An 8,865-nucleotide genomic window follows, 5' to 3' on the forward strand; every position below is an offset into this window, starting at 1 on the left:
GCGCAGCTCGCAAATGTGTACATGCGATCGGTCCAGCCCTCCCCAGGGCGACCGCGGGATGCTGATGCGGGCTCGGCGGGCCCGCCGGGAGGGGCCCGCGTACTTCTTGGCCTCGGCCAGGAAGTACGAGCGCCGTCGTCCGGGCGGACGGGTCCACCTCCCGGGAGGCCAGACGCTGCTTGCCGCGGGCGCCGTCGGTGCCGTAGGTGCCGGCGGCCAGCCACCACGGTGTAGGAGGCGTAGGCGAGATGGGTGTCGGGGACGGGGCGGCCGGTGACCGAGGACGTCCAGTGCTCCACCGTCTTCGGGCCGGTGTAGCCGCCCGCCGCGTCCGGGCCCTTGCGCGTGGGATCGGCGCAGAACGTCTCCCAGGTGCCGTACACCGTCATGCCCGGCGGCCCGGATGCGCCGATATCGGAGCCGGCGGCGTGGCCATCGCTGTCGGGGATCGCGTAGCCCGGTCCGAGCGTGTCGTCGCGTCCCGTCGGGTAGGCGGGTGCGCTGGTGGAGCCAGGAGTGCAGGGTGTGCGCGCGCAACTGAAGGTCGTCGCCGAGGACTTTCGCCGCACGGGAGGACGGGGCGAGGGATCAGGTGTCCGCTGGCCGCGTCCACGGCGAGGGCCACCAGCTTCATCACCGTGGTCCTTCCGGCGCCCGCCGGGCCGGGACCTGCCAGCAGCAGTCGCTCGGACAGGACGAAGGAGGAGGCGAGCGCACGCTGCCCGGCGTCCATCGGACCGCGGTGGAGAGCGGCGACGCGGGCGAACGTTGCTCGGCCCACCGGCGGGATCACGCTCGTGCGGGCGGCGGTCAGGCGCCGCACGGTCGGGCACGGCCGGCCGCCAGGACGCCGCGCAGCGGGCGGATCGCGGTGGTCGGCCGCGGCGGGACCACCAGCGCCGCCGCTCACCCTGCTCCTGGCGGTGGCTATCGCCCGTGTCGGGCGCGGCCGGGGCCATGGCGGGGGTCGGCATCGGGACTGGGGGGTGGCCGCGAGGAAGCGGGAGGGCGGCGTGGCGCGGGCGCGGCGGCCGGGTTCCGGGCGCGGCGGCCGGGTTCCGGGCGCGGCGGCCGGGTTCCGGGCGCGGGCGAGCATGGCGCGCGCGGCGTTGCCGTGGCGGCCACAGGACGGCAGGCACAGGAAGTACGGCGGCGGGCGCGGACGGCGGCGGGGTGGCCGGGCGGGCAACGAGGCGGCACCGCACGGCCGCCGGGCCCAGCGGGGGCTGGGTCGGGACCCGCGCGGGCCCGGCCTGCGGCAGACGGCCCGGCGCGCGGCGAGACGGCCCGGCGCGTGGCCCGGAGGCTGGCGCGGGCACAGCGCGGCCCAGGGGTCCGGTCCGATGCGCGGAGAGCCGGACGGCGGGCGGCGCAGGCCGGTGGCGGCCGGTCTGCCGAGGGCGGCCGGGATTGAGTGGGACGGCGGCGTGGCGCGGGCGCGGCGGCGGCTCGGACAGGCGGCGGGCGGGACGGCGCACGCAGGCCCAACCGGAGGGACGGGGCGTAGCAGGCTGGCACAGTGCCGGGGGCCCGTGCACGAGCGGGCGGGGAACACGGCGCCCCGGCGCGGGCGGGAACGCACGAGCACGGCGGGACGAGCGCGGGCCCGCCAGGCGGCAGGCGGGCCCGGCACGCGGCCGGGGAGCGGTGCGAAGGCGCGACGGGAGGCGGCCGACGCGGTCGCAGCGTGGCGCGGCGTCGGTGGGCGGGCCCCCGACGGGCGGCGGGAGGCCGGGCACGGGCGGCCAGGGGCGCGGGCGGGGCTACGGCGGCCGGATGGCGGCAGGCAGCCTTCGTGCACGACGCCGCACGGCGCCGCGGGGCCGCAGCACGGCGAGGGTGCGGCGGGGCGGCGCGGAGGCGCGGAGGCGCGGGGAGTACGGCGGAAGGCCCGGGCCCAGGACGGCCGGGCCCAGGGCGTGCCCAATCCGGCCGCCGACCCAGGGGGCCGGTGCGGCGGGGGGCCGGCCCCAGGCCAGCGAGCACGAGCGGGCCGCCGGTGGGACAGCCGGGCGCGTGCCGGCCCGGGGGCGGAAGACGCAGCGGGTCCCGGCCGGCGGCATACAGCCCGACACGGCCCGGTGGACAGGGCCACCATGTGGGACAGCCGGACGGCGGACGGCCAGCGGGCGGGGACAGGCCCCGGAGGGACAGGCGGCGCAGCCCGGCGCAGGCTCAGGGGACGGCCAGATGGAGGCGGTAGCGGGATCGGCACAACCGCCCCGGCCCACGCGGGCGGGGACAGGAGGGACGGGCCAGGAGCAGAGCACGGCACCGGCGCGGCCGTGTGCCGGGGCGACCGGGAGACCGGCGCGCGACCGCAGTGGTGCGGCCGGTGCATCGTGGCGGTCTGCGAGCGTGCTTGTCCGGTCCGGCTGCGTGGTCCGTTCAGGTTCCAGGTGCGCCGGCATCTGATGGGGCGCGGGGAGCGGGCAGGCCGCGGGACTTCGCTCTGGCGCACCAGAGGCTGATGTGCGTTGGCCGGAACACGCGAAGGCGGGCGCTGGCCGGCCGGAAGGTACGAAGGCGGGCCCTGGCCGGTGTGGGCTGTGGACGGCTTGCATCGGTCAGGTACCGCCTGGTTGTTGTGCGCTATACGGGCTGGGCCGTGGGCAGGATGGTGAGCTCGCTGATGTTGATGTGCCGGGGGAGGGCGGCGATGAAGGCCACGGTTTCTGCGATGTCGGTGCCGTGGAGGCATTCGATGTCGTGGAGCAGGGTGGCCATCAGGGCGCTGGCGTCGGGGTCGGTGACGTGGTCGGGTAGTTCGGTGTCGACCATGCCTGGCTCGATGGCGCTCACTCGCACGTTCTTCCGGCCCAGTTCGATGCGGATGAGTCGGGTCAGGTGGCTGATGTATGCCTTGGTACCCGAGTAGATCGAGAACTTCTCCAGGATGCGTGTCGCCGCGATGGAGGAGGTATTGATCAGGTCGGCGGGCTTTCCGCGTTCGGCGGTGGCAGTCAGGTGCGGGAGGAAGGCGGCGATCACGTTCATCACTCCGGTGACGTTGAGATCGATCTGCCGCTGCCAGTCGTCGACCTTGAGCTCGTCGATGGCGGAGATCAGCTGTACGCCCGCGTTGTTGAACACCAGGTCCGCCGGCCCCAAGGCGTGGGCCACCTGGTCGGCGGCGGCGCGGACGGCGGTTCGGTCGGTGACGTCGACGGGCAGGTGTATGGCCTTTCCGCCGGCCGAGGCGATGTCGGCGGCGAGGGCGGAGAGCTTTTCCTGGCGGCGGGCGACGACGGCGACAGCGGCGCCGAGTTCGGCGAGCCGGCGTGCGGTGGCTGCGCCCATTCCGCTGGAGGCGCCGGTGATCACGGCGACGCGGCCGTCGAGTGGCCGTCCGGTGAGCAGGGATGTCATGGCCAGGGGGTTTCCTGTTCCTTGAGGAATCGGTGGGGGTGGTCAGGCGGCGTCGTGGCAGGCGGTGGCGGCGGACTTGTCCTGCCAGGCCGCGAGGTCGTCGTGAAGGTTGCGGATCTTGGCCAGTTGGCGTTCGATCGCGTCGCGGCCCAGAGCCAGATGCCCGGGGAGTTTGTCCCCGCTGGTGACCTCGTAGATCAGGGCTGCGCCCTTGACGGGGTCGCCGAGCTGGGTGTGGTTGGCGGTGTCGATCCAGTCCAGGGTGGCGTGGGCGGGGGTGCCGTCGTAGGCGGGGATGCGCTGCGCTGCGGTCGACAGGGAAGTGGTGTCGAGGAAGTCGGTGCGGAAGACGCCGGGCTCCACGATCATGCTCTGGATCCCGAACGGCTCCAGCTCTGCTGCGAGCGCCTCGCTGATGCCGGCCACTGCGAACTTCGAGGCGCTGTACATGCTGACCCCGGGCTCCCCTCGAATCCGGAGCGGGAGCCGATGTGCACGATCTTTCCTGCTCCGGCTGCCCGCATGACGGGCAGGACGGCGCGGGTCATGTTGATCAGCCCGAAGACGTTGAGGTCGAACAGGGAGCGTGCTTCGGCGTCGGTGATCTCCTCCAGCGCTCCGAGCAGGCCGCGGCCCGCGTTGTTGACGAGGACGTCGATGCCGCCGAAGTGCTGCACGGCCGTCTCGACGGCAGCTGTGATCTCCCCGCTGCGCGTGACGTCGAGTGCGACGCCGAGGACTCGGCCGGAGTGCTGCAGGTCCTGCGGCAGGTTCTGCGGGTTGCGGGCGGCGGCCACGACCGTGTCGCCGCCCCGCAGCGCGGCCCGCGCGATTTCCAGCCCCAGTCCGCGGGATGCGCCGGTGATGAACCACGTCGCCATCAGATGCCTCCATTGTGTGTGGGGAAAGTGGCCCGGCCGCCGCTCCCGGCGGCCGGGTTCCGGTTTCCACTGAAGCAGTTCCGAGCAGGCGGAACAGGCCTCAGACCGGCCCGCCTGATCGGGGGACGGACTGGGCCACCCTCACGCCGCCGGATCCCCGGCAACCGCGCGATCCTGGAGGGATGGACCGTGAGCACCCCGACAGCACACCCATGGCGGAATTCCTCCGCTCCGCCCGCTCGCGCCTCACCCCGGCCCAGGCCGGGCTCGACGACCCGGGCCTGGGCCGACGCCGGGTATCGGGCCTGCGCCGGGAGGAACTGGCCCGGCTGGCCGGTGTGAGCGTGGACTACTACACGCGCCTGGAACAGGGCCGCAGCCGCAGCGCCTCGGCAGAGGTCCTCGACGCGCTCGCCACCGCCCTGCACCTGGACGACGCCGAACGCAGCCACCTGCACACGCTCGCCCGGCCCCGGCCCCGGCCCGCCCGGCGCCGCCACCCCCGTCCCCAACGAGTCCACCGCGCCACCTGGGACCTGCTGGACGCCCTCCAGCAGACCTGCCGGCCCGCCTTCGTCCTCGGGCGGCGCCTGGACGTGCTCGCCCACAACCAGCTCGCCGCACGCCTGATCACCGACTTCCACGCGCTGCCCGCGGCCGAGCGGAACCAGGCCCGCTTCGTCTTCCTCGACCCGCACGCGCGCGAACTGTACCGGGACTGGACCCGCGTCGCCGCGGACACCGCCGCCATGCTCCGCCTCGACGCGGGCCGCCACCCGGACGACCCCGCCCTGAGCGCCCTGGTCGGTGACCTGTCCATACACAGCAAGGAATTCCGCCGCTTGTGGTCGGACAACAAGGTCCACCGGCGCACCACCGGCACCAAGGACTACCACCACCCGCTCGTCGGCGACCTCACCGTCACCTACCAGGCCCTCACCCCCGCAGACGACCCGGACCAGATCCTCTTCGTCTACGGCACCGAACCCCACAGCCCGTCCGAGACCGCCCTGCGCCTGCTGGCCCAATGGAACACGGCGGCAGCCGATACCGGCCACATCACAGCACACCCCCCAAACGCACACGACTGACACACCCCGCCGAGCCGGGCCGGGGACCGCGCGCGGCCAGGCACTCACGATGCGGCACGGGCACAAACCCCGACCGCCTGACCGGCCTTCTTCGGCGGTGCCTGCCACACCGCCGAACAGGCCTACAGCCAGGGCCTGCTGGGAAAGTGGCCGAAGATGCCGGGTACGGTTCAGCAACTGCACACGCCCAGCGGCCAGGCCGGCTCCGCAGGAACCCCAGCAGATCACTGAGCCGTCACCGTCGAGCTGACCCATGAACCACTCGCCGTCGTCCTTCACGACGCACCCCTCGTGGAACGCAAACGATCACATCAGACCGACGCGGTTCACAGCCGCCCTGAGCGACCACCTCCACGACTACCAACCGCGACACCCAGCACGACAGCGCCCGGGCCGCCCCCCGTGCCGATACCGCTGCCCGCCAGACCGGTACTCGGAACCGGGCGGGACCCGGACAGCAGCGAGCCGGGAACGGGAGAAGCCCGCGCTCCAGCGGGACCACGACGCGACCGGCACAGCCAGAGGGCCGGACGGAGCAGACCGGCAGGCGGAACGAGCGAGACGAGCCGGACGAGGCGCTCACCGCCCCCACGCCGACGACACAACACGTGTCCACTGTCCTCGATTCCTCCGCTCAAGGGGAGCAGCATCACGACCCGGGACAACGTTCCCGCGCCCACCCCGCCACCCGACCCCGCGCCCCGCAGCAACCCGCATGGGCACCCGCCTGACCGCCGCGACAGGCCAAGACGCCGTTCAGGGTGCCATCCGGTCCATCACGGCCCGGCCAGCAGACAAGTCCCTCACCAACCCGCCCGACTGACTCAAGGACCTGCGGCACGCGCTGCCGAGGCCCTGGGAGTCACCGCCACGGCCGGGCAGGACAGCCCTGCCCGGCCGTGGTCTCCCACCGCACGTCAGCCACGCAAGCGGAAAAGCCAGGTGCCGCCCGCCTTCTGCTCGGCCCCCGCCAGACCGTGCTCCGGGTGCTCGCGCCCGGCCTGCTCGGCTCGGCGCTCGGCGGTGATGGCACGCTGCTTGCAGCCGGCGCACAAGTGCGGGTAGCTCTGGCGGGGGGCGTCCCACGCGGCGGGCCCGATGGCCCTCCACCGGTCGTCGGTGAACCGGGCGCCGCAGCCGGCGCACACGGAACAGCAGGCCACCCGCTCGGCCTTGTTCTGTGCCGCGATGCGGCGCAGCTGCCCCTTGCACTCCCGCTGACGGGCAGCGAACCCGGCCTGTTTGCGGGCGTCGCGGGCTTCGCGGCGCGGGTTGCCGACGCCCACGCGGAGCGTCTGGTTCTATGGCCGGCCCAAGCGCCGGAAAACCACCCCGCCCGGGCCGTGCTCCTTGAGGCGCTTCATGCCGGTGACCACGATCGGCAGCCTGCCGTCGTACATGTGGAAACCGTCCTCGTACCGTCCCGCACACCACTGACACCCGAAGGGGAAACGCGCCCGGACGGATGCACCGCATCGTCCCGGCGATCTCGTCCACTCCCGCACGATGTCGTCCACTCTCTCCACCCGGCGGACCCCACCCAGCGGAGTGGAGACCGAGCACGGCGACGACCACTCCCACCCGGTGGAGCCCACCCGGTGGAGCCCACCCGGTGAACCCCACCCGGTGGACCCCACCCGGTGGAGCCCACCCGGTGGAGCCCACCGGGTGGAGTGGAGGCGCGGCATCGCCGGTGCGATGCACAGCACCGGATGCGCGGCATCAGATGCGCTCAGCGGCCGGCCTCCCGGCCTCGGGGCGGTGCGGGCTGCTGCCGCGTTCTCCGAGATGGACGAGCGACATGGCGGACAGCACGCTCGCAGCGCCCTGGTCACCTACCTCCGCGACGACGTCGCCTCGCTGTGCCGGGCCCGGTCCGCACCGACGCGGTCCGCCAGCAGATACTCTCCGCCGCCAGCCGCGGCGTCCATCTGCTGGGTTGAAGTCCTACGACGCCGGGCAACAGGGCTTGGTACAGCGCTACTACCTCCAGTCCTACGCCCTGGCCACAGAGTCCGGCCTGCGGGGACACGACGGCTTCGTGATGCACACCATGGCCATGCAAAGTCTCAAGCTCCACCGTCCCGAGCACTGCCTGGGGCTAGCCGAGACCGGATTGAACCGGGCCAAGGGGCACGTGGATGCCCAGACTGAAGCCCTCTTCCGTGTCGTCTACGCCCACACGCTGGCCAAGAGCGGCAAGCGCCGCGCGGCCCTGGCCGAGGCCGAACAAGCCCGCACTCTGCTGACCGGTGCGCCCGGCGACGAGGCGCCGTTCTGGGCGCTGGCCTGGGGCCCGCCCGCCGCGTCCGTGTACTCCCGGACCGCCAAGGTCCACGAGACCATGGGCGACCACCGGGCCGCAGCCGAGCAATACGCGCTGGCCGCCACAGCCCGCCCGGCCGACACCTACGCGCGGATCGTCGCCCTGGACTTGGTCGCGGGCGCCGAGATGCACCTCAAACGCGGCAGCATCGAGCAGGCGTGCGCCACCTGGCACCGGGCCATGGACCACATGGACGGCGTCCGATCCGTCCGCACACGCAAGGCCGTCTCCCGCATGCGCAGTGACCTGGCACGGTTCCGGGCCCGTGGCCTGCGATGTGTGGCCGAACTCGACGAACGGGGACGCGACTTCCTCGCCGGCAGCTGAGTCCAGCCGGACCTCAGCCGTGCCCGGAATAGCGGCGGACGATCGGCTCCAGGTAGTCCGCGTGCGGACCGGCCAAGCCGGTCAGCTCACCCGGTGAGCGCACCAGGACCATATCGTCGAGTTCAGGGGCGCGGCCCTGGGCGCGATCGGCCTCCGCTGCCGCGGTGAATCCCGCGCGCAGCGCCGCCTCAGGCAGCACCGGGGCCAGGTAGGTCAGGCCGACACTGCCGTTCTCGCCACGGGTGACGACCCACAGCCTCAACTCCTCGGCGGCCACGCCGATCCCCACCTCCTCCAGCAGTTCCCGCGCGGCCTGCCCAGCCAGTGCTGACTCGTCCAGCGCCTCCCCCTCCCGGGGCGGCTCCACAGACCCTCCCGGCAGCTGCCAGCGGCCCGGGGCGGCCGTGTAGGGCGACATCCTCACCGCCAGCACACGGCCGTCAGTGGTCGGTTGGACGATGTTCACAAACAGGCAGGGCAGCGCGGCCGCGCCCGCAACCCGGCGCAAGGCATAGTGCCGATACGTCACACGCACCCAGGTCAGGCGAAGGACGCGCGCTCCCACCCACTCCAGCCCCCACAGGCCACCACCGGACCGTCGAAGAGGCTGGGGTTGGCCCGGACCGCCGCCCCCCACACCCGGTATCGAGCCGCCACTTCCTGGGGAGACAGGGGCGGCTCCACGGACTCAACCAGCACAAGCTGTTCGGCATCGAAGAGGTCAATGCCCACAGGGGGCAGCGTTTCGGTCACCCGCTCATCGTAGGACTCACCGCTCAACTGACCGGGAACAGTCGCAGTACTCGAAGATGCCACCGGCTGGGCCGCCGCGCTGGCCGTACAACAGGACGGCACCACTGCCCTCATCGCC

Annotated in this window: 7 protein-coding genes and 1 pseudogene; 2 read left to right on the forward strand and 6 right to left on the reverse strand. The window is 73.3% G+C overall.

Features of this window, described 5'->3' with window-relative positions:
• Positions 1–2,592: 2,592 nt before the first annotated feature.
• The 3 genes and pseudogenes from C3492_RS43405 to C3492_RS46760 all read right to left on the reverse strand — a co-directional run.
• Complete coding sequence (locus C3492_RS43405) at positions 2,593–3,369, reverse strand: SDR family oxidoreductase (RefSeq protein WP_103818073.1); 777 nt, start codon at positions 3,367–3,369, stop codon at positions 2,593–2,595.
• Between the two features lie 42 nt (positions 3,370–3,411).
• Complete coding sequence (locus C3492_RS46755; protein ID WP_374938437.1) at positions 3,412–3,738, reverse strand: hypothetical protein; 327 nt, start codon at positions 3,736–3,738, stop codon at positions 3,412–3,414.
• Between the two features lie 15 nt (positions 3,739–3,753).
• Positions 3,754–4,250 (reverse strand): annotated as a pseudogene (locus tag C3492_RS46760) (SDR family NAD(P)-dependent oxidoreductase); the annotation flags it as partial.
• Positions 4,251–4,432: 182 nt separating this feature from the next.
• Here C3492_RS46760 and C3492_RS43415 point away from each other — a divergent pair.
• Complete coding sequence (locus C3492_RS43415) at positions 4,433–5,341, forward strand: helix-turn-helix transcriptional regulator (RefSeq protein ID WP_103818074.1); 909 nt, start codon at positions 4,433–4,435, stop codon at positions 5,339–5,341.
• A gap of 917 nt (positions 5,342–6,258) precedes the next feature.
• Here the strand turns inward: C3492_RS43415 and C3492_RS43425 are convergent.
• On the reverse strand, positions 6,259–6,627 hold the full coding sequence (locus C3492_RS43425) for a hypothetical protein (RefSeq protein WP_103818075.1): 369 nt from the start codon (positions 6,625–6,627) through the stop codon (positions 6,259–6,261).
• 653 nt (positions 6,628–7,280) lie between these two features.
• Here C3492_RS43425 and C3492_RS43430 point away from each other — a divergent pair.
• Positions 7,281–7,994 (forward strand): hypothetical protein, encoded by a 714-nt coding sequence (locus C3492_RS43430; protein WP_258056257.1) that lies wholly within the window; start codon positions 7,281–7,283, stop codon positions 7,992–7,994.
• Between the two features lie 13 nt (positions 7,995–8,007).
• On the opposite strand, the gene C3492_RS46550 is transcribed toward C3492_RS43430, so the two are convergent.
• Together C3492_RS46550 and C3492_RS46555 are read right to left on the reverse strand one after the other, a co-directional pair.
• The gene (locus C3492_RS46550) at positions 8,008–8,529 is read right to left on the reverse strand and encodes an NUDIX hydrolase (protein ID WP_258056258.1); all 522 of its coding nucleotides are present in this window, start codon (positions 8,527–8,529) and stop codon (positions 8,008–8,010) included.
• A 5-nt stretch (positions 8,530–8,534) separates the two neighbouring features.
• Positions 8,535–8,747: a hypothetical protein gene (locus tag C3492_RS46555; RefSeq protein WP_258056259.1), complete on the reverse strand. Its 213-nt coding sequence runs from the start codon at positions 8,745–8,747 to the stop codon at positions 8,535–8,537.
• Between the last annotated feature and the right edge of the window lie 118 nt (positions 8,748–8,865).

Source organism: Streptomyces sp. Ru62, from assembly GCF_002920615.1.
GTDB lineage: Bacteria > Actinomycetota > Actinomycetes > Streptomycetales > Streptomycetaceae > Streptomyces.